The 19,326-nt window shown below is 63.8% G+C and carries 18 protein-coding genes; 8 read left to right on the top strand and 10 right to left on the bottom strand.

Annotated elements, in window-relative coordinates; all coding sequences use genetic code 11:
* The first annotated feature begins 213 nt into the window (after window positions 1–213).
* From CHB96_RS10490 to CHB96_RS10470, 5 genes are read left to right on the top strand one after another with little or no spacing between them, the layout of a single operon-like run.
* Entirely contained in the window at window positions 214–1,482 is a 1,269-nt protein-coding gene (locus CHB96_RS10490; protein ID WP_141136472.1) for a YveK family protein, read from the top strand.
* Window positions 1,472–2,581, top strand: coding sequence for a glycosyltransferase (locus CHB96_RS10485; RefSeq protein WP_089245804.1), 1,110 nt, complete (start codon window positions 1,472–1,474; stop codon window positions 2,579–2,581). Before CHB96_RS10490 ends, CHB96_RS10485 begins: the two co-directional genes overlap by 11 nt.
* Window positions 2,568–3,857, top strand: coding sequence for a hypothetical protein (locus tag CHB96_RS10480; RefSeq protein ID WP_245865439.1), 1,290 nt, complete (start codon window positions 2,568–2,570; stop codon window positions 3,855–3,857). The genes CHB96_RS10485 and CHB96_RS10480 overlap by 14 nt, the downstream gene beginning before the upstream one ends.
* The gene (locus tag CHB96_RS10475; RefSeq protein ID WP_089245802.1) at window positions 3,844–5,064 is read left to right on the top strand and encodes a lipase family protein; all 1,221 of its coding nucleotides are present in this window, start codon (window positions 3,844–3,846) and stop codon (window positions 5,062–5,064) included. The genes CHB96_RS10480 and CHB96_RS10475 overlap by 14 nt, the downstream gene beginning before the upstream one ends.
* 36 nt (window positions 5,065–5,100) lie before the next feature.
* The gene (locus CHB96_RS10470; RefSeq protein WP_089245800.1) at window positions 5,101–6,186 is read left to right on the top strand and encodes a glycosyltransferase family 4 protein; all 1,086 of its coding nucleotides are present in this window, start codon (window positions 5,101–5,103) and stop codon (window positions 6,184–6,186) included.
* On the opposite strand, the gene CHB96_RS10465 is transcribed toward CHB96_RS10470, so the two are convergent.
* Together CHB96_RS10465 and CHB96_RS10460 are read right to left on the bottom strand one after the other, a co-directional pair.
* A complete protein-coding gene (locus CHB96_RS10465) occupies window positions 6,176–7,363 on the bottom strand; it encodes a SpoIIE family protein phosphatase (protein WP_089245798.1) in 1,188 nt (395 codons plus the stop codon). The two genes, CHB96_RS10470 and CHB96_RS10465, sit on opposite strands and share 11 nt — an antisense overlap.
* A complete protein-coding gene (locus CHB96_RS10460; RefSeq protein WP_089245796.1) occupies window positions 7,360–8,160 on the bottom strand; it encodes an alpha/beta fold hydrolase in 801 nt (266 codons plus the stop codon). Before CHB96_RS10460 ends, CHB96_RS10465 begins: the two co-directional genes overlap by 4 nt.
* Window positions 8,161–8,498: 338 nt before the next feature.
* Here CHB96_RS10460 and CHB96_RS10455 point away from each other — a divergent pair, with 338 nt between their 5' ends.
* Together CHB96_RS10455 and CHB96_RS10450 are read left to right on the top strand one after the other, a co-directional pair.
* Entirely contained in the window at window positions 8,499–8,699 is a 201-nt protein-coding gene (locus CHB96_RS10455) for a hypothetical protein (RefSeq protein ID WP_141136471.1), read from the top strand.
* Window positions 8,700–8,778: 79 nt separating this feature from the next.
* Entirely contained in the window at window positions 8,779–9,798 is a 1,020-nt protein-coding gene (locus CHB96_RS10450) for an LLM class flavin-dependent oxidoreductase (protein ID WP_089245792.1), read from the top strand.
* A gap of 52 nt (window positions 9,799–9,850) precedes the next feature.
* On the opposite strand, the gene CHB96_RS10445 is transcribed toward CHB96_RS10450, so the two are convergent.
* The 8 genes from CHB96_RS10445 to CHB96_RS10410 form a co-directional block, all read right to left on the bottom strand.
* A complete protein-coding gene (locus tag CHB96_RS10445) occupies window positions 9,851–10,246 on the bottom strand; it encodes a DUF5313 family protein (protein WP_089245790.1) in 396 nt (131 codons plus the stop codon).
* Window positions 10,243–10,704, bottom strand: a complete 462-nt coding sequence (locus tag CHB96_RS10440; protein ID WP_245865437.1) for a MarR family winged helix-turn-helix transcriptional regulator — start codon at window positions 10,702–10,704, stop codon at window positions 10,243–10,245. Before CHB96_RS10440 ends, CHB96_RS10445 begins: the two co-directional genes overlap by 4 nt.
* Before the next feature lie 67 nt (window positions 10,705–10,771).
* Window positions 10,772–11,809, bottom strand: coding sequence for an ABC transporter substrate-binding protein (locus tag CHB96_RS10435; RefSeq protein ID WP_089245788.1), 1,038 nt, complete (start codon window positions 11,807–11,809; stop codon window positions 10,772–10,774).
* A 78-nt stretch (window positions 11,810–11,887) separates the two neighbouring features.
* Complete coding sequence (locus tag CHB96_RS10430) at window positions 11,888–13,822, bottom strand: oxidoreductase (RefSeq protein ID WP_089246165.1); 1,935 nt, start codon at window positions 13,820–13,822, stop codon at window positions 11,888–11,890.
* A gap of 31 nt (window positions 13,823–13,853) precedes the next feature.
* On the bottom strand, window positions 13,854–16,046 hold the full coding sequence (locus CHB96_RS10425) for a 3-hydroxyacyl-CoA dehydrogenase NAD-binding domain-containing protein (protein WP_089245786.1): 2,193 nt from the start codon (window positions 16,044–16,046) through the stop codon (window positions 13,854–13,856).
* 34 nt (window positions 16,047–16,080) lie between these two features.
* On the bottom strand, window positions 16,081–17,292 hold the full coding sequence (locus CHB96_RS10420) for an acetyl-CoA C-acetyltransferase (RefSeq protein ID WP_089245784.1): 1,212 nt from the start codon (window positions 17,290–17,292) through the stop codon (window positions 16,081–16,083).
* A 27-nt stretch (window positions 17,293–17,319) separates the two neighbouring features.
* On the bottom strand, window positions 17,320–17,646 hold the full coding sequence (locus CHB96_RS10415) for a hypothetical protein (RefSeq protein ID WP_245865480.1): 327 nt from the start codon (window positions 17,644–17,646) through the stop codon (window positions 17,320–17,322).
* Between the two features lie 47 nt (window positions 17,647–17,693).
* Window positions 17,694–18,071 carry a nuclear transport factor 2 family protein gene (locus tag CHB96_RS10410; protein WP_089245780.1) on the bottom strand — a complete coding sequence of 126 codons (378 nt, stop codon included), beginning with the start codon at window positions 18,069–18,071 and terminating at the stop codon, window positions 17,694–17,696.
* Between the two features lie 91 nt (window positions 18,072–18,162).
* On the opposite strand from CHB96_RS10410, the gene CHB96_RS10405 reads away from it, so the two are divergent.
* Window positions 18,163–19,302, top strand: a complete 1,140-nt coding sequence (locus tag CHB96_RS10405) for an acyl-CoA dehydrogenase family protein (RefSeq protein ID WP_089245778.1) — start codon at window positions 18,163–18,165, stop codon at window positions 19,300–19,302.
* Window positions 19,303–19,326: the final 24 nt, after the last annotated feature.

Genomic DNA, 19,326 nt, shown 5'->3' with positions numbered 1-19,326 from the left:
CGGATCGACCGTCGCCGTTCTCGAAACAAGTTCTCGGCATGTTCGGACCAGTATTACTGGACCGCTTGATGTTTCGCGGGGACACTCGAAGGACGGTGCGGTCGACGCCGAGATCGGTGATCGAACGGGCACCTCGGTTATCATCGGGATTGACAGTGTCCCCGAGCGGGTAACGCTCGCCAACGCTCGTATCTGCGACCTTAGGAGCTTCTCTTGGCGCCCGTAGACGATGCCGTGCATCGCGGTGACGTTCCCCCGCCTATCGATTTGGCCGGGCACATGCGAGAACTCGGGCGCGCACTGCTGCCCGCATTCGTCATCGCGTTGATCGTCGGGGCGGCAGTGTTCTATGTCCGTAGCGAATTGACCGAGAAGCAATACTCGGCGTCGATCGTGACGGAGATCAAACCCGCACAGACGCTGATCCCGGGTGATGCGTTCATCGAGCAGATGCGAGCGCCGTTCACCGAACTGTCGACCGACACCGATGTGTTGAATCGTGTTCTGTCCGAGGTGGACACGGACATGGACGCAGCCCAGTTGAGCGCGAACGTCGAACTCGTGCCCGGCACGTCACCTGCGCTGCTGACGTACACGGTGACAGCCGATTCCGCGGACACCGCGTTGGCCCTCGCCCAATCGATGGTGACGACGGTGGCGCAGGCAGCAAACGCCAACTACGCGCGTGACACGCAAGGAAGTGTCGAGCAGGCTCAGGCATCGATCGCTGCAGCCGAGGCGCGGGTCGACGCCCTCGCAGCCGACGACCCGAATCGGAGCACCGCACAGTCGGAATTGACCGAACTGCAGCAACAGCTTTCGCAGCTTCAGAGCGGTGGCGGCGATCAACTCGTCGTACTGTCGAGTCCTGAACAGAACACTGCGCCGGTGTCCCCCAAGCCGATGTCCGAGGCTCTCGTCGCCGCTTTGGCCGCCTGGATCATCGCTGCCGAACTGATCGTTCTGTTGCGTGGCCGATTCGGTTCGGCACCCAACCGGTCGTGGGCACGGCGCGTGGCCAAGAAGAACGGGGCTGCCTTCGACGCCGCGGTGACGGGCGATCTACCGCCCGTTCTCGCCGCGAGAATCGACGCCCTGCACCGCGAGAGTTCCGCGCCTGCAAGTAATGCGCGTCACGCCGCCAGCAAGCGAGACTCGGTGGTGGTGGTCCTGGTCGGCGACGAGGCAGTCTACCGGCCGACGCACGGATATGCGGCCGAGGCCGCCCAGGGGCGTCCGGTGGTGATCACCATGGGCCTCACCGACGAATGGTGGCGTGCAGTGGACGTCGCCGACATCGATACGGTCGCGGTTCTGCTGTCCAAGGCAGGACGAGACCGTAAGGCGGCGGGCCGCACGCTGAAACAGATTCACGAATTCGGGATCTCGTCGTTCCTGGTGCTTCAGCCCAAGAATCGAAAGACCAAGCCCGACAAGACGACACCGAAACAGAACGCGGAGGTGGAATCCGGTGCCAACTGACAAGATCGCACTCGTACACGAGCGATTCACCGAGATCGCCGGGTCGGAGCACGTCATGGGGCAAATGGCGATCCACTGGCCGAATGCAGATGTGTTCGCCCCGATCGCCCGCGCCGAGGGCATTCCCCCGGGCCTGACGTCTCCCCCGCACACCACCTTTCTCAACAACATCTACAACGCGCTCGGCCAACGCTCGTACGCTCCGGTGCTGCCGCTCATGCCGGTCGCATTTCGGCGCCTGAAGCTCGACGACTATTCCGCCGTGGTGGTCAGCCATCACGCGTTCGCAACGCAGACGGTGTTCGCTACCCAGGCGCCTGTCGTGGCATATGTCCACAGCCCCGCACGGTGGGCATGGGATCCGGAGCTCCGCGCAGGTGAGGGCGGAGGCAAGGCAGGCGCTGCGATTCTGACCGCCCTGTCCGCCGTCGCCCGAAAGTGCGAGACGTCTGCTGCCCCGCGGCTGAACACTGTCGTCGCGAATTCCACTGCGGTCGCAGAACGTATCTCGAATTGGTGGGGCCGAGACGATGCGCTGGTCGTCCACCCTCCGGTCGACACCGAGGGATTCACTCCCGACACCTCCGTCGAGCGCGAGGACTTCTTTCTGCTCGCGGGCAGGCTCGTTCCGTACAAGCGGCCCGACATCGCCGTCCGCGCCGCAGCGGAAGCGAACGTGCCCCTCGTCGTCGCCGGTGACGGCCGGGCCATGAGCCAGTGCCGCGAACTGGCCGGACCGAAAACGACGTTCCTCGGGCGCGTCTCGCACGAGAAACTTCTGGAGTTGCACCGCAAGACACGAGCTCTACTCATGCCCGGCATCGAGGACTTCGGCATCGTCCCCGTCGAATCGATGGCTACCGGCACGCCGGTCATAGCGCTGGGTGAGGGCGGCGCCATCGACACCGTGCTGCCCGGCAAGACCGGCATCCATGTGGCGCCCGGCTCCGACGACGCCATCGTCGCTGGATTCGCCGAGGCGATGCGCTCGTTCTCTCCCGGCGAGTTCGACCGAACCGAGATCCGCACGTGGGCGGAAGGCTTCTCGCGTGCCAATTTCCGCGACCGGATGCAGGAGGTCGTCGATGCCGCCCGCTGACGCATCGGGCGGCGCTCGCGCTCGCTACCGTTCCACCGCGATGGACCGTGTCTTTGCCGACGCGCGGATCATCGCTTTGACCGGGCCGACCACCGGACTCGATCCCCGGATCGCTCGCGACGTGATGAATGCAGCGGAGAGGTCCTCGGACACACCACGTTTGGCGCTCGAACCCCACGAAGACAGTCGCGACTGGGACTATCGAACCGGCGAGGACGAAAGCACTGTCATCGCGCTCCCCGACCTCGACACCACCGACCTGGGCGCGCTGCTCACCGACATCAGAAACCGACCGGGCCCCAAGAAGGCTCTCGAGGTCGTCGTCTGCGGCGACTATCTCGCGGTGGATCTGTCGCACGGCATCGGCGACGGCCAAATGGGCTTGATGTTGATGGCCGCGTTCTCGAGCGACGTGGACGACGCGCGCGCCCGTGGTCTCGCCACAGGTCTTCCCGACGGATCGACGTGGACCGCACTTCGTCGTCATTATTCGGCCAAGCCTGCTGCGCTGCGGGACTTCTGGCGCCTGCGCAAGGAACACAAGAGTTCGCCGTCCACCGACGGGGTGTCCACACGCACGATCGAGAACTGGGAATCGGCCAAGGTGAGCCGGTCCGCATACATGGATCCGGGCCGAGTATCGGAACTCCGCGAGTGGGCTTCCACGAACGCCGTCGGTGCAACGTCGGCGTCGATCTCGGTGGCGTTGTGGCGTGCCGCCCTGGAGGCCCAGAACGTACCGTTGTCCGAGCAGGTGATGATTCTGTTCAACTCACGCCGCTATCTCGGTCCGGAACATCTCGCGTCGCACGGCAATTTCGCCGTCGGAATTCCGTTGCACCTGCCGAGGAATTCCACTCCCGTCGCCATCGCGGCCACGATGAAGCAAGTGATCGACTCCGGTTGGCCGGTAGCCATTCTCGGAATGTCCGAGATCAAGGACAAGCTGTTGTCCTGGCGATCGCGTGGCGACGCGCCCGCCGGCAACGCCGTGATCGACGTTCCCGACCGTGTGCGACTGGCGGTGAGCGATCTCGGGAAGCTACGGATGTTCGATCACCTGCAGTGGGCCGACGACGGCAGGCCGCCACAGATCGCGGCATCGCTCGAGCCGGACGGCCCCGACGGAATGACGATGTTGATCGCCGAGGTCGCGGGTGGACGAACCTACACAGCGTCGTTCTGCGACAGGATGATCGATTCGAAGGTCGTCGAATCCGCGCTCGAGAACCTGTGCGCGGACCCTCTGTCCCTTCTGCGAGATGTCCGGGCCTGAGACCGGGGCTGCGGCCCCGGTCACCAGCCGCGCACCTCTGCGCCGGCTGGCACCGGTGCTCGTCCTGCTGCTGATCGCGGCGGCGTGCTCGTCCGGCGCTGATAGAGATTCAGCCGACACGACGCCCGTTACGACGCAACCTCCTGGCACCCTCCTTGCAGACCCGACGGAGTTCCACGGCTATCCGGCACTGGAGTCCGTGACACAGCGGACCGTCGCTGTGCGGTATCAGTCCACGTCCGGCATCGACAATTCCGCCACCGAGGTCACCGGCCTGGTGTTCGTTCCTCGAGGGGATCCGCCCGCGGGTGGTTGGCCGATCGTGTCGATCGGCCATGCCACGACCGGGTCGTCCAGCCGGTGTGCACCGTCCACACACATCGGACTTCTCGGCAACCTTCCGACGGTCATTCCGTTCCTCGCCAACGGCTACGTCGTGGCGATGACCGACTACCAAGGTCTGGGAACACAAGGGCCTCATCCGTATCTGGAACCCGTCACCGCAGGGTTCAACGTGATCGACGCAGTCCGGGCGGCCCGCGAGGTAGAACCGAACACGTCCGACACGTGGCTCGGATACGGCGTGTCTCAGGGAGGCCAAGCGGTCTGGTCCGCCAACGAACTGTCCGGAGACTACGGTCAGGGGCTGAACCTGCTCGGTTCCATCAGCGTCTCGCCTGCAACCGATCTGGAGCCGTTCGTGGATGCCATGGTGGGCGGCACTCTGACCCCATCGCAGATCACCGCGTTACCTTCCCTGCTTCGGGGCGTACAGGTCGCGCACCCCGAACTCGATCTCGACGACTACTTGCACGGGACACTCGCCGCACGCGTGGATACCTTCACGACGTGCATCGGCGAAAAAGCGCAGTTGCAGGCCGACATAGCCGAGAGCACGCCGGCGTCGGACTACGAACCGTCGAGCCCCGAGGCCGCGGACAAGCTACGCGAATGGTTGTCGGGCTACAGTGTTCCGAGAACCCGTGCGCAGCAACCGATGCTGATTGCCTACGGAGATCAGGACGAACTCATCGCACCGGCGTGGACTCAGGACGCCGTCCGACAGGGCTGTGCCGCAGGCGATGTCATCGATCTCGTCGTCGCACCCGGTCAAGGTCACGGAATCCTGAACATCGGGCCTGCGACATCGTCCTGGGTCGACGGACGATTCGCCGGTACTCCCCCACCGAACACGTGCGGTTCCTAGGCAGTCGGACACTACGACACGAAATGGATTGAGAACATGACCGATGCTGGGACGATCCTGTTCATCGCACACACCGGCCAGGTCTCCGGGGCCGAGAAGGTCTTGTTGAACCTCGTCGACGAAGCCGAACGAGCCGGATATCGAACGGTCGTCGCCTGCCCGTGCGGGCGCCTGTCCGAGTCGCTGCCCGACAGTGTTCGACACGTACCGATTCCGGAGCTCGGTCTCGGCGGTGAACGCGGGCTCTCGCGCGGGGTCGCTGCGGCTCGTCTCATCGGGCGATGGCTTTCCACAGGCCGAAAGCTGCGGTCGATCGCGACCGCGCCCGGAACTTCGACCGTCGTGAATTCGCTGTTCGCCCTTCCGGTTGCACGGGTGGCGCGACCCGAACGAGGCGTGTCATGGCTCGTCCACGACACGATGACGAGCACGAAACAGAAGGCGGTCGTCGCGCTCAGTCGGCCCGCGATTCGCGTCGCCGTCTCGGTGTCCGAAGCGACCGCCGTGCCGTTGCGAGCCGCCGGAGTACCGACCGTCGTGTCACACAACGGAGTTCGATGGCCGGTCGAGCAGTTCGGCGGCGAACTCCACGATCCACCCGTCCTCGGCATGGTCGCACTTCTCACGCCGTGGAAGGGGCACACCGTGCTGCTCGACGCAGTCGCGTCGTTGCCCGGAATTCGAGTCGAGCTGGCAGGCGGCAGCTTCCCCGGGGACGCCGACTACGTCCAGCAGTTGAAAGATCGTGCGGCACAACCGGATCTGGCCGGACGTGTCGACTTCTTGGGCCACACCGACATCGACGCTGCGCTGCGGCGTTGGGATGTCTCGATCTCGGCGAGTACGTCTCCCGAGGCCGGTCCGTTGTCGGTGCTGGAGGCCATGTCGCATGGTCTGCCGGTCATCGGAACCGATCACGGCGGCACCACCGAGTTCCTGACCGGCGGCGCAGGCGTTCTCGTCGAGCCCGGCGACGCGGCAGCACTGGCGTCGGCGATCGAGGCCGTGCTGGCCGACTCGGATGCGCGTCGGCAACTCGGTGAGACCGCGCGTCGTCGCGTCGAAGCCGAACACGACATCGGCGTCACGTTGCCGCAGTTGCTCAAACGCCTTACGGAGTAGAGGACTCGGCCGGCATGCCGAACGCCATCACCGCTGCGTCGTCCTCGAGTCCGGCCTCGAAACCCTCCATCAGCTCACGCAGGGCTCCCACGATGTCGGTGGGCGTGGTCGGTGAACGGCGACTCGCGAACTCGAGCAGCTCCCCGTGGTCGTCGAACCGTTGCCGTCCTTGTCCGGTCCTGGCCTCGGTGAGTCCGTCCGTGTAGAGCACGAACGTGTCGCCGGGTTCGAGCCGAAGCTCGGTGGACACGAACCGGGCGTTGGGCAGAATCCCGACGAGCTGACCGCCCGGCGTCTCCACGTACCGAGCCGTGCCATCCGCTTTCGACAACAGGGCCGGAGGGTGCCCACCGCTGGCCAATTCGACGTCGAAACCGCCGTCGCGTCGCGACAGAATACCGAACACCACGGTGCAGAACCGGGCGTCCTGTGGATCGAATTCCTGATTGAGAACGGCATCCAGGTTGTGCAGCACTGCAATCGGGTTCTGGTCGTAGACCGCTGCGGCGCGCAGCGTGTATCGCGTCAACGATGTCACGACGGCGGCTTCGGAGCCCTTTCCGCACACGTCGCCGAGGAAGAATCCCCACCGGTCGTCCGACAGCGGAAACATGTCGTAGAAGTCGCCACCGACGTCGTCCGAGGATGCCGTGTGATAGTAGGCGTCGGCGTCGAGACCGGGCGGCGGCAACAGTTTCGGCGGTAGCAACGAACGTTGCAACGTACTCACGAGCAGTTGGGCGCGAGTGTGTTCGCGCTCGGCGCGACGGCGCTCGTCCACCAGTTCACGCTCGTAGGCCCGTCGCTCTCGCGCATCGATAGCGGTGATTCGAACGAGTGTCGCTGTGCCGTCGGGATCACGCCTGACGTTGGCAGTGACGAACACGGGCAACCTGCTGCCGCCCGGAGCGACGAAGTCCAATGCGACACTGTCCATTTCGCCCGTGGAGAACAGCAAGGGCGCGAAGTGTGTTTCGTAATGAATCCGCCCGCCTGCGGTCAGCAGGTCGGTGAACTGCTTGCCGACCAGCTGTTCCCGTGTGCACTCGAGCCACGCGAGAAGTGTCGCGTTGACGCCTGCGATCTTTCCGTCGGGCCAGGTGGCGAGGTACCCACACGGAGCGTTGTCGTACAGGTCTTCGACGGTGTCCTGGAGCGCAGGGTCGAGTTGCTTCATGCATCACCGACGAAGGAGAGAATGGCCGCTGCCGTCGCCTCCGGGTCACTGACGTGAGGGCAGTGACCATGGGCATCGAGCGTCACCAGAGCGCTCCCGCGGATGCTGTCGTTCACGAAGCGACCGACCTCACGGGGAGCGAGAGAGTCGTATGCACATTCGATGATCAGCGTAGGCGTGGTGACGCGTCCGAGGTCGGCCCGGTTGTCGGACAGAAAAGTCGCCCGTGCGAACGCCCGCGCACATGCCGGATCGGTACGACAGAAGCTGTCCGACAGTTCTTCGCCGAGTTCAGGACGCTCGGGGTTGCCCATGATCGTCGGCGCCATCGCGCGGGACCACCCGAGGTAGTTGCTGTCCATGGATTCGAGCAGCTCATCGATGTCGGCTTCGGTGAATCCGCCTCGATAGTCGCCGTCGTCGATGTAGCGCGGAGAAGGAGTCACGAGGACAAGCTTGTCGAACAGATCCGGACGACCGACGGCGGCGAGCACACCGATCATCGACGCGACCGAGTGACCGACGTACACGACATTGCGCAGATCGAGTTCACGGACGATGTCCACCACGTCGTCGGCGAACGACTCGAGCGACGAATATCGCTCCTCCGTCCACTGCGAGAAGTCCGACTTTCCAGCTCCGACGTGGTCGAACAGTACGACTCTGCAGTGGGGTGCGAGCAGATCGGTGACCGAACGCCACAGATTCTGATCACAACCGAACCCGTGTGCGAGCATGACCGTCGGGCCACCGTCGACCCCGACTGTCGTCACGTTGTTCTTGACTCGCACGTTCATCTGCAAAGTCTCTCACCTCACAGAAGACCGGGTGACCATCACCTGCCCGTTCGCGCAGTCACCCGAGGCGAAAAAGTTCCTGTCGGTATGTCGAAGCCACTGACACGTGTCGGCCCGAGTACGACAATGAAGGAACCAGTCGAGCGTCGTATCGGCAGGACCGACCACACACCACGCTCGCGGAGGCGACGGGGGTGGCCATGGGGATCAGCATCCGATAGCGAGAAGTAGTTCCTGTGTTCTCACATGAGGAATGACGAAAGATGTTTCGCCACAGGAGAAATCGCAGATCCAGATCACGCAGAGAAGCAGTCGACTGGTCGGTCATGGTCGGCGCGATGTCGATCGTGACGTTCTGGGCATTCGGGCTCGGGATCGTTCTCGGCGCAGCCGCAGTCGCCGGAGCGGTCTGGTCCTCACGGGCACCGACCCGCGCCGACGACGCACCCGAGCGCGCCGACGTCGCGATCGCGATCGCCATCGGGTCGGCAGGCATGGTGGCAGGTGCAGGCTTCCTCCTGCTCGTTCTCCCCACTTGAGCTCCACCTCCCACGCACATGCATATGCGTGGGAGGAGAAGGGGGAATAGCCGACTACGGTTGAAGGTTGAACCGTGCCATGAAGAACATCGGATTCCTGTCGTTCGGACATTGGTCGGCGTCCCCGGGGTCTCGGACTCGATCGGCATCGGACGTACTGCTGCAATCGATCGATCTGGCGGTCGCCGCCGAGGAGGTCGGAGCCGATGGCGCCTACTTCCGGGTGCACCACTTCGCCAACCAGCTGTCGTCGCCGTTCCCGCTACTGGGTGCAGTCGGGGCCAGGACGAGCACCATCGAGATCGGCACCGGCGTCATCGACATGCGTTACGAGAATCCGCAGTACATGGTGGAAGACGCGGGATCCGCGGACCTCATCTCCGGCTCGAGGCTGCAGCTCGGCATCAGCCGAGGATCGCCCGAGCAGGTCATCGACGGGTACCGCTACTTCGGACAGATCCCGGCCGAGGGTTCGGACCACGCCGAGATGGCCCGTGAGCACACACGCACGTTCCTCGATCTACTGGGCGGGGAAGGTTTCGCGACCCCGAACCCGCGGCCGATGTTTCCCAACCCGCCTGGCCTGCTACGTCTCGAACCACACTCCCCAGGCCTGCGTGAACGCATCTGGTGGGGCGCAGGTACGCGGCAGACTGCGGAATGGGCCGCCGACCAGGGCATGAACCTGATGAGTTCGACGCTGCTGAGCGAAGACACCGGTGTGCCGTTCCACCAACTGCAGGCAGAACAGATCGAGCGCTTCCGTAAGCGGTGGGCCGACGCACAGCACACGTTCGAACCACGCGTATCGGTCAGCCGGAGCATCTTCCCGATCGTGAACGACGTCGACCGCGCCTACTTCGGTCGCGAAGGCGGCGGAGGTGACCAGGTCGGCTACCTCGACGGCGGCAAGGCACGCTTCGGCAAGACGTACGCAGGTGAGCCGGACAAGCTAATCGCCGAATTGGCCGAGGACGAAGCCATCGCAGCAGCCGACACACTGCTGCTGACGGTGCCCAACCAGCTCGGCGTCGAATACTGCGCTCACGTCCTCGACACGGTGATCCGGGACGTCGCGCCCGCTCTGGGCTGGAGGTAGTCGCTACCGCCTCCCGCGCGCCCATCGGTGCGCGGGAGTCATATGCGGTCCTTCAGTGATGCGGGTACCGCTCTTCGTATCGTGCCCGCTGAGAGTCGAGGTCACGACGCCTGCGATCACTCTGCAGATCCCTTGGTAGACCGTGCAATTCGAGTCGACGTGCGCGATTGAGCTCCATGAACGCCGCCGTGTAGAAGAGTGCAAGCAGAACGCTCAGCAGCACCATCGCTCCGCGCAGCCACAACGGCCCAGGGAACAACACGAGGAATCCGATGAAGATCGGAGTGAACGGCAGCAGCGACCGGAACAGGTGACGCGGTACCGCGCCCTTTCCGACGAGGTCGTTGCGTACCCAGTCCTGCATCGCGGGCGGCAGTTTCTTGCCGAAGATCACGTACCCCAGCCACTGAAGAACGCTGGGTCGGGTGCGGGACGCCTGCTCGGTCATGACTGCTCCGATCGATCGGCGGCGAGCGCTGCGTTGTTGATTCGAGTCAGGACTCGATGAAGCTCCTCCAACTCGGACATGTCGACGCCGAGCTTTGCGACGACCGTCGGCGGTATCTCCTCCGCCTGAGCGCGCAAGGCGACGCCTTTGTCGGTGAGTGCAACCGCGAGCTGTCGTTCGTCCGAACGACTCCTCGTCCGTTCCACGAGGCCGTTGACTTCCAGCCGCTTGAGCAGCGGAGACAGCGTCGGCGAATCGAGATGCAGCGCGGCGCCGATGTTCTTGACCGACCGTGGAGATTGCTCCCACAGCGCCAGCATGACCAAGTACTGAGGATGCGTCAGCCCCATGGGTTCGAGGAGCGGCCGATAGACGGCCAACACGGTCCTATTGGTGACCGCAAGCGCGAAGCAGACCTGACGGTCGAGGGCCAGCGGATCAGAGGCAGTCGAAGTCACATATTCGAGCTTACGCTAACAATTAGTGCACTAACTGTTAGCGTGCTCACTGTCATCCGAGGCCACCTCACTTCACGAACTGCTGCTCCCACTGCTGCTGGAACTCGGCGATGGCGTCGGGAGTCAGCGCGGCGGTGTCGGGCATCGGGATGTCCTGAGCCCGGGCGACAGCACCGGGGATATCGGGAAGCGCGCTGGCGTATCCCTTGGACAAGGCCACCTGACCTTCTTGCGACACCATGAAGTTCGCCAGGACCTGAGCCGCGTTGGGGTGCGTGGCCGCGGACAGAACGTGGGAGTACCACGGTGTTCCCCATGCCGGGTCGGGCAAGGTCCACCCGACCGGTGCACCCGACTCCTCTTCGCGCACGAGCGGCTGCACCATCGGCGACGCGACGATCTCTCCGGCCGTCAACGCCTGCGCAATTGCCAACGCTCCCGGATAGATTCGGGGTTGAAGCGCAGCCAGTCGTGCGTCGAAGTCTCCGTCGCCCCAATTCTCGTCGAAGAATTGGTACTGATCGACCACCGCGGCGAACCCTGCAGGATTCGTCACACCGATTCGCCCCGTCAACGCAGGATCGAGAATGTCGTCCTGGGATTGCAACCCCTCGGGCAGAGCGTCGGAGTTCCAGCCGAGGGCGAATACCGCCGCGCTGGTCAAGAACATCGCGTCGTCGATGACGCTGCGATCACGCTCGTACGCCGGGTCGTCGAAACCAGGCCCTACGACTGCCGTCGAATAGTCACCCGACGCTGCGGCCGAAGCGATCCACGCCGGGTCGGACGACATGTGCACGTCCGCAGTCCCACGGCCGGTTCGGTTCTCGGTCTCGACGCGCGGATTGAGTTCGACGTCGGAACCACGGGTGAAGTCGAGTTGAATCTCGGGGTAGCTGGACTCGAAAGCCACCTTCAGTGCAGCGAGATTGTCAGGATGCTGGGTCGAATACAGATGCACGCTGCCCTCGTCGTTCGCCGCGGCGACGATGTCGTCCCAACTCCCCTGTACCGGACCGGATGCCTGCGACTGTCCGCAGGATGTCGCCATGAGCGTCAAACACGCAACGGACGCCGACGCCAGCACTCGTGCAACGTATTTCATCGATGGATCCCTTCACTGATGTGAGAAAATCTTGCCTTGTGACGCGTGAGGCCTTCCAGTCCGGTCGCGGTCGGTCGTTCACAACTCGGCACCCGCTCGGTAACCCTCGGCGACGGCGTGCCCGATTCGTCGCGGAGTCACGCAGTCGCCGATGATGCTGACAGTGTCGCCGGGCTCCATGCCGAACGCCGAGACCGCAATTCGCGGTCGGTGCCAGACGAGGGCTGCATCCTCGTAGGTCAGATCCCCGCTACCGAAGTGCGGCCGCAACACGACTGGACACGTCGGATCCTCGGGAACGACCAACGAATACGCCACCTTGAAGTCGACTCCTGCGCAGCCCAACCGAGTAAGCAACGGACCCGCGCTTTCAGCGGGAACACGAGAAGCCAAGGCCGTCAGAGCAGTTGCGAACGTGACGGCCCAACCTCGCTGCGCCAGAGCCTCGGCCGCACTGTACGCAGGCCAGAAGCCATCACCGTCGTCGAACACGACTGCCCGGCGGCCCGCGCCATCGGGGACGATCCCGAGCAGGACGTCGTCGACCGTATAGACCGGCCGTTGCAGTAGCGCTGCAGACGGTTCGGCGACACGAGAGCCCGTCGCGACGATGACATGATCTGCCGCAGCACGGATGTCACCTATGTCCTCCACGTCGACACCTGCAGACAGATTGACCTCGACCTTCAGACGCTTCAGTTCGCGCTGGAGATAGTCGACGACATCGATGAGCGTCGCACGGTGAGGCGCCGCGGCCGCGACCCGAACCGAGCCGCCCAGAACCGACTCCTTCTCGAACACCGTCACCCGGTGCCCTCGTCCGGCGGCGACCCTTGCAGCTTCCAATCCTGCTGGACCGCCGCCGATCACGAAGACATCCTTGACTTTTCGTGCACGCTCACCGACACCTGGATGTCGCCCCCGACCGATTTCCGCGTTGACCGCGCAGTGGAGGTGTGGGTCGAACGCCCGGCAGTCCTGATTGACGCCGAGGCATCCTCGAACCTCGGCCGCACGTCCGCTCTCGCTCTTCACCGGCAGGTCCGGATCCGCGATCAACGCGCGCGCCATGCCGACCATGTCGGTATGCCCGGATTTGATCGCGTGATCGGCAGTTCCGGCATCGCGAATTCGTTGACCGACAAGGGTGGGTACGCCGGTCGCCTTCTTGACCCGTGCGGCGGACGGGATCGCCACGCCGTCTTCGCCCGTCGAATCCTTCACGTACTTCCCACGTGTACCGTGAGTGATGCTGAAATAGTCGATCCCGAGATCGGACAGATTCTCCGCGACGGCTACGCAGTCCTCGATTCCCATGCCACCCGGGATTTCCTCCTCACCACTGAGCCTCACGCCGAGCACGAACCCCGGGGGCATCACCGACCGCATCGCATCGATGACCAATCGCGGGAACCGCATCCGATTGTCGAACGAGCCGCCGAAGCTGTCGGAGCGCTGGTTCGTCAGTGGAGACATGAATTGCGCAGGCAGATAACCGTGTGCCGCATGCAGTTCCGCGCCGTCGGCACCGGCCGCGACCAAGTTTCGGGTCGAGATTCGCCAGCCTTCGACGATGTCGTCGATCTCCGTCACCGACAACTCGTGGGGTGGGTACGCGTCGCGCACCGTCTTGATCGACGACGGCGCAGACGGCGGCGCGTCCGATTCTCCCCCGATGAATTCCCGTCCCAGATGGCACAATTGGCCGACGAATCGAGCGCCGTGACGGTGAACTGCTGCGACTTTCGCCGCCGCGGCAGGCACGAATTCGTCGCGGTACGCCTCGACCAGCTTCCTCGACCGCAGCGTCGTCGTGGGATGTACGACGGTTGCGCCGCCGATGATCATACCGACACCCCCGGCCGCCAAGCGCTCGAAATGCTCGGTGTCCCCGTGCGTCGGCACTCCGTCGACCGCCATGGAGGTACCTGCCGGTAACGCCACCAAGCGATTCTTCAGTGAGATTCCACCGATCTGGATCGGCGAGAACAGGTGTGGATACTCGACGCTCATGATCATCTCATTCCGGAATCGAGACAATGAATCAGAGAGGCAGGACGAACTTTCGTTCACCTGATACGGCCATGGCCACCAACGACTTCGGCGGTTCGAAACGATCTCCGTATCGCGCAGCCAGTTCCCGTGCCCGCTCGACGAAACCTGCTATGCCACCGTCGTACTGCTCGATGTATCGAATGACGCCACCGGTCCACGACGGAAAGCCGATTCCGAGTAGCGATCCGATGTTCGCCTCTTCGACCGACGTCAAGACGCCCTCGTCGAAGCATTTCACTGCTTCGATCGACTCCGCGAACAGCATGCGCTCTTGCATGTCCACCATGGGAATTCGTGTCGTGCCGGAGGAGAACGCCTCGCGTACCCCGGTCCAGATTCCGGTGCGCTTTCCTGAATCGTCGTAGGAATAGAACCCTCCCCCACCCGATCGACCGGCCCTGGACAGGCCTTCCACCATCGTGTTCATCACGTCGTCGGAGCCGTGCTGCCGGGGCGGGTGTCCGGCCTCTGCACGCACCCGTGCGTTCTCGTGTCGAATCTTCTGCGACAGAGTCAAAGTCACTTCGTCCATCAACTGCAGTGGTGGCGCCGGGTAGCCCGCTTGCGCCCCAGCCTGCTCGATGAACGTCGGGTCGACGCCCTCCCCGACCGCGGCCATCGCCTCGTCGAGAAACGTGCCGATCACACGCGAGGTGAAGAAGCCGCGACTGTCGTTGACGACGATCGGGGTCTTGCGAATCAGATGCACGAAGTCGACGACCTTCGCGAGCGCGGCGTCCGACGTCTTCTCACCTCGAACGATCTCGACGAGCGGCATCTTGTCGACAGGCGAGAAGAAATGGATCCCGATGAAGTCCTCGGCGCGCTGAACACCTTCGGCAAGGACGGCGATCGGCAGCTGCGAGGTGTTGGTGCCGAGCACGGCGTCGGGCTCGACGATGTTCTCGATCTCCCGAAAGACGCTGTGCTTCACATCGACCGACTCGAACGCCGCTTCGACGACGAGGTCGACACCGGCGAATTGAGCAGCGTCGGCGGTGGGCGTGATACGCGCGAGCGTAGCTTCGGACTTCGCAGCCGTCGTCGTTCCTCGCGCAAGAGCCGTATCTTCGAGCTTCCGCGCGTAGTCCTTGCCCCGTTCGGCCGACGCGATGTCGACGTCCTTCAGTACGACGTCGACGCCGGCCCGTGCGCACACGTAGGCGATCGCCGAACCCATCATTCCCGCGCCGATGATTCCGACCTTCGCCGGCACGAAGGAGTCGTATCCCTCCGGCCTGGACTTTCCGCGGTCGATCGTCTCCTTGTCGAAGAAGAATGCGTTGATCATGTTCTGGGCCACGCGGTCGGTCACCAGCGACACGAAGTAGCGCGTTTCGATTCGGTCGGCCGTATCGACATCGACGTATGCACCTTCGACCGCGGCAGCCACGATTGCACGAGGCGCAGGAGCCGGAGCACCTTTGGTGCGCTTCCGCAGCATGCTGGTCGACACCAACAAGTTCTGCGCGACGGCAGGATCGGCGGGAGATCCGCCGGGAATCGTGAACCCCTTGCCGTCCCAGGGCTGCGTGGCAGTCGGATTGTTCAAGACCCATGCCTTGGCGGCCGGAATCAACTCTGCGACGGACTCGACGATCTCATCGATCAATCCCAGTTCCAGCGCTTCTGCGGGCGAGCTACGCTTCCCCTTCAACAGGACGTCAGGAAGGGCCGCCTGCAGGCCCATCAGACGAACGACGCGCGTGATGCCGCCGCCCCCGGGTAGCAGCCCCAGCGTCACTTCGGGCAGACCGATCTGCACTCCCCTGATATTCGCTGCGACACGGTAGTGCGAGTGCAGCGCAATCTCGAACCCGCCGCCGAGCGCGGCGCCGTTGATCGCGGACACCACGGGCCTGCCCAGGGTTTCCAGCCGTCGTAGAACGGTTTTGATTCCGTCGATTCGGTGTGTCAATGCCGTCGCGATCTCGTTCCTGTCCGACCCAGCGGGATCGGCAGTCATATCCCCGAGATCACCGCCCGCGAAGAACGACTTCTTGGCAGAGGTCACGACGACTCCGGTGATGGAGTCCTTCTCCGCCTCCAGCCGGTCGACGGTGGCCGCCATCGACTCGATGTACAGATCGTTCATCGTGTTGGCGCCCTTGTGCGGGTCGTCCATCGTGAGAACGACGATGCCGTCGGCGTCGCGGTCCCATCCGATCATGTTGTCGGTCATAGTTTTCCGATGTCTTTCGTATTCGAGTGCAGCGTCAGATGCGTTCGATGATGGTGGCGACGCCCATGCCGCCGCCGATGCACAATGTGATCAGCCCGTAGCGCCCCTGGATACGTTCGAGCTCGTCGAGAACGGTTCCGACGAGCATCGCCCCGGTGGCGCCGAGCGGATGTCCCATCGCGATGGCGCCGCCGTTGACGTTCGTCTTCTCGTGGGGGATGTCCAGATCCTTCATCCATTTCAGAACTACCGACGCAAAGGCTTCGTTCAGCTCGAAGACGTCGATGTCCTCGACCGTCAAACCTGCTCTCCGCAACACCTTTTCGGTCGCTGGTGTGGGTCCGGTCAGCATGATGGTCGGTTCGCTGCCGACCTGCGCCGTCGCGACGATGCGTCCACGAGCCACCAGTCCCGCCCTGTCCCCGGCCGCGGCGCTGCCCACCAACACCAACGACGCTCCATCCACGATGCCCGACGAGTTTCCGCCCGTGTGAACGTGGTCGATTCGCTCGATGTCGGTGTACTTCTGCAGTGCCACGTCGTCGAATCCGGTCGCGGCTGCCATCGCCGCGAACGCCGGCTTCAACTGCCCCAAGCTCTGTGCGGTGGTACCCGGACGACGGTGCTCGTCGTGATCGAGCAGGGTGACACCGTTGATGTCCCTCACCGGCACTACCGACTTCGCGAAATATCCCTTGGCCCATGCCGATTCCGCGCGTCGTTGAGACTCGGCGGCGTATCCGTCGACGTCGTCTCGGGTGAATCCCTCGACGGTGGCAATGAGATCGGCACCGATCCCCTGCGGGACGATGTGCAGATCGTATGTCGTAGTCGGGTCGGTGAACAGCGCGCCGCCGTCGCTTCCCATCGGTACTCGCGACATCGATTCGACGCCACCGGCGACTACCAGGCTGTCCCAGCCCGACGCCACCTTCTGCGCCGCGAGGTTGACTGCCTCCAGACCCGATGCACAGAATCTGTTGATCTGCGTCCCGGGCACGGAATCCGGCAGGCCTGCAACCAATGCCGCCGCTCGCGAGATCACTGCCCCCTGCTCCCCGACCGGTGAAACGACACCGAGGACGACGTCGTCGATGTCGGCGGGGTCCATGTCCGGGAAACGAGTTCGCAACTCTCGGATCAATCCAGCAACGAGATCCACCGGCTTGACGCCGTGCAGGGCTCCCCGGCGCTGCTTGCCTCGAGGAGTACGTATCGCCTCGAAGATCAGGGGTTGTTCACTCACCGAATGTCCTTTCAGGCGTGGGGGAAATCAATCGAACGAGATTTCCGGAGTTCTCGCGATCAGCAGACGCCGGACGTTGCCGTCGTCGCCGATCTGCGCGGTGGCATTGAACGACGCTTCGAACTCGCCGTCGCGCGTGGTGCGCCCGAGGACGAGCTCCAGCCCGTCGACGGTCACGCCCGCGTCGATATGGTGTACCAATGTGCTCTTCTCGCGCTGCGCGAGGTAAGCGATCAATCCCTCGCGGTCGCCGACGAATTCGGCCGATGCGCCTTGACCTTTGGAGAACTGAACCGACATCACGAAGTCGGCTGTGATCATGTTCAGCACTCGATCCGGATCGTCCGAGTCCATGTATTCGAACCACTGCGCAAGCGTCGGCGTCTCGATGTTCGCGGTTGTCACTGCACACCTTCCTGAGTGGAATCGTCTGGCAAGAGGCCGAATTCGGCGTCGAACGACACCTGATACCGATCGATCAGGCCGTCGGCGCCCAAATGCATGACGCCGACGAAATAGCCGGTCGTGCGGTCACCCTCGGTTACCGCCCCATGGGCGAATTGAAGATCTCCGTCGGCCGCCGAGCGAAAAAGTCTGTGCTTGCGATCGACGGGCGGGCGCCCCTTCAGATACTCGAGCATCGCCGCTCGACCCGACTTCCTGTTGGCACCTGTCGGCAGCACCATCGCGAACTCGACGTTCTCGGCAAGCATGGCGACTGCGGCGTCCAGGTGCCCCTCGTCCAAGGTCGCATAGTAGTCCAGAATCTTCAGCTTCATGAAGTGAACTTAGTTCGAATTGACTCTGTTTGTCGAGAGTCTTCCGCGCTATCGTGCAAAAGTAAAGTGAACTCAACTCGAGTGGAGTGACATGGCACCGTCGACGATCACCATCGAAGCCCCGCGGCCCAGGTTCGAACCAGCAGCACTGACGCCCGGCGACGAACAAGCAGGCATCCGGGACGCCGTTCGTGGCATTTTCGCCAAATACGCGACGGTAGAACAGATAAGGACGGTCTCGCAGACGCCGCTCGGATACTCGTCCGAACAATGGACGCGACTCGTCGACGACATGTCCGTCACCACGCTCGCTGCGCCCGAGGACCAGGGTGGTCTCGGCTACGGCATGGTCGAACTGGGCATCATCCTCGAAGAATGCGGGCGCAGCCTGTCCCCCGAGCCGGTCTATTCCTCGGCCGTTCTCGGAGTCCAGGCCTTTCTCCACGCCCCCACGCACACCGACGAGGCGCGCAAGAAGCTTCTCGACGGCTCCGCGGTGGCCGCCGTCAGCACGCTGACCACCGAAGGGGACCGAATCCTCGCCCGCAAGACCGAATCGGGATGGATTCTCGACGGGGAGTCGCACAACGTTGTCGGCGGCAGCGGGGCCGACGTCGTCGTCGTGTCGGCCCAGTACGAGGACGGCGTCGGCGTCTTCGCGCTCGAGACAGAACGTCACGTCGATGCGCGCCCGAGGACCGTACTCGACCCGACCCGACGTCAGGCCGACCTCACTGTCACACAGTCCCCGGCAATTCTGCTGGCGTCCGCCGAGCACAGTGCGACGTACATCGCGCACCTGCGAGACTTGTCGACATTGGCGTTGGCCAGCGAGAACACCGGCATCGCGGATGCAGTACTCGACATGACGGTGGAGTACGTGAAGACGCGCAGCCAATTCGGCCGGCCGATCGGGTCCTTTCAGGCCGTCAAGCACCGTCTCGCCGATGTGTTGATCGAGCTCGAACGCGCACGGTCCGCGGCGAGATATGCAGCAGCCGTCTACGACGGACGCCCCGACGATGCCCATTTGGCCATCGCGGTGGCGGGTGCGGTATGCATCGATGCCGCCCTCCACGCCGTGCACGAGGCAGTGCAGCTACACGGTGGCGTCGGGTTCACGTGGGAGCATCCTGCGCATTCCTACTTGAGACGCGCGCTGGGAAACGAAGCGATACAGGGTGATTCGCGCACACACCGCGCACGGATCGCCGATCTGGTCGCACTCTAGAGCCCTTTTCGAACCACCTTCGGT

It is taken from the genome of Rhodococcoides kyotonense, from assembly GCF_900188125.1.
Taxonomy (GTDB): domain Bacteria; phylum Actinomycetota; class Actinomycetes; order Mycobacteriales; family Mycobacteriaceae; genus Rhodococcoides; species Rhodococcoides kyotonense.
This window is presented reverse-complemented; position numbering and strand designations above follow the sequence as displayed.